Source organism: Acidiplasma aeolicum, from assembly GCF_001402945.1.
GTDB lineage: Archaea > Thermoplasmatota > Thermoplasmata > Thermoplasmatales > Thermoplasmataceae > Acidiplasma > Acidiplasma aeolicum.
The window spans coordinates 1-942 of record NZ_LKBG01000164.1 but is presented as its reverse complement, the minus strand read 5'-3'; the positions used below and the strand labels follow the sequence as shown (position 1 = coordinate 942).

At 26.8% G+C, this 942-nt stretch carries 1 protein-coding gene; it reads right to left on the bottom strand.

Annotation, left to right across the window (positions count from 1 at the left end; translation table 11 throughout):
* Positions 1–124: 124 nt before the first annotated feature.
* Positions 125–880: a hypothetical protein gene (locus tag AOG54_RS04005; RefSeq protein WP_048101121.1), complete on the bottom strand. Its 756-nt coding sequence runs from the start codon at positions 878–880 to the stop codon at positions 125–127.
* Positions 881–942: the final 62 nt, after the last annotated feature.

The following is a 942-nucleotide window of genomic DNA, read 5'->3' as shown; positions in this document are numbered from 1 at the left end:
AAAAAATAATATATGATATTATTTAAATTAATGGTTTTTCTTATAATGTAATTATATAGAAAATATGATTAAACGGAATTTACGGTATTTATCTAAATGAATTAAATACAAACAAATAAATTTATTAAAATTTTTTATCGCTTATTCCTGGGTCATAAGCTGATAATACGTTTTTATATCTCCTTAAATAATTATATGCTTTATGGCATTCAAATATGTTTTCTGCTATACCTATTGGCAGATTTTCATTTACATTTCTTGGCTTAAATGATGCATCTGTAAACACTATTTTACCTTTTTTAGTATTAATTATAAACGCTTGGGATGATCTATGATGGCAGCCTACCCAAACTGCTGTTATTCCTGGAATTAATTCTACTGGTATGTCAGATTCATAAAATTGAATCCTAGAATAAGCATCAAATATAAGATATTTAAGTTGTTTTTCTGGTATAAATAAATTCCTTTTTATATTGTGATATCCAGGAGTTATTATATCTTCAATCCAACCCTTTCTAGAAATGAAATATCTAGCATTCTTAAATTCATCTAGTCTTCCAGTTGTATAATCCTGCATGGGTGTAAATGCTATATTTTTAATATCTTCAGTTTTGAATTTACTTGAATCCAAAATTTTTATTGAATCGTATGATTTAAATAATGCTCTTTCTCCCGCAAATTTTTCCATTTCATGGTTCCTTTCGGTTAAGTCCAGTGGCATTCCTGTATTTATAAGTACATTTGTTTCATCATTATAAGCAATAACCATGTGAAAAGTAAGCCTTTCCCATTTCCTCCATTCAGTCATCCTGTAAACTTCTGGCCCAGGAACTTCAGATTCTCCAATTTTCAATATAATTACATTAAATACATCATTCATATTTATAACTTATATTTAATTATATAAATTAAAATTAATTCCTGACATTTCCAATGTGTTTA

Bases quoted from the DNA above. Each gene is read 5' to 3' on its own strand.
- AOG54_RS04005 (WP_048101121.1), bottom strand. From the start codon at position 880: ATGAATGATGTATTTAATGTAATTATATTGAAAATTGGAGAATCTGAA.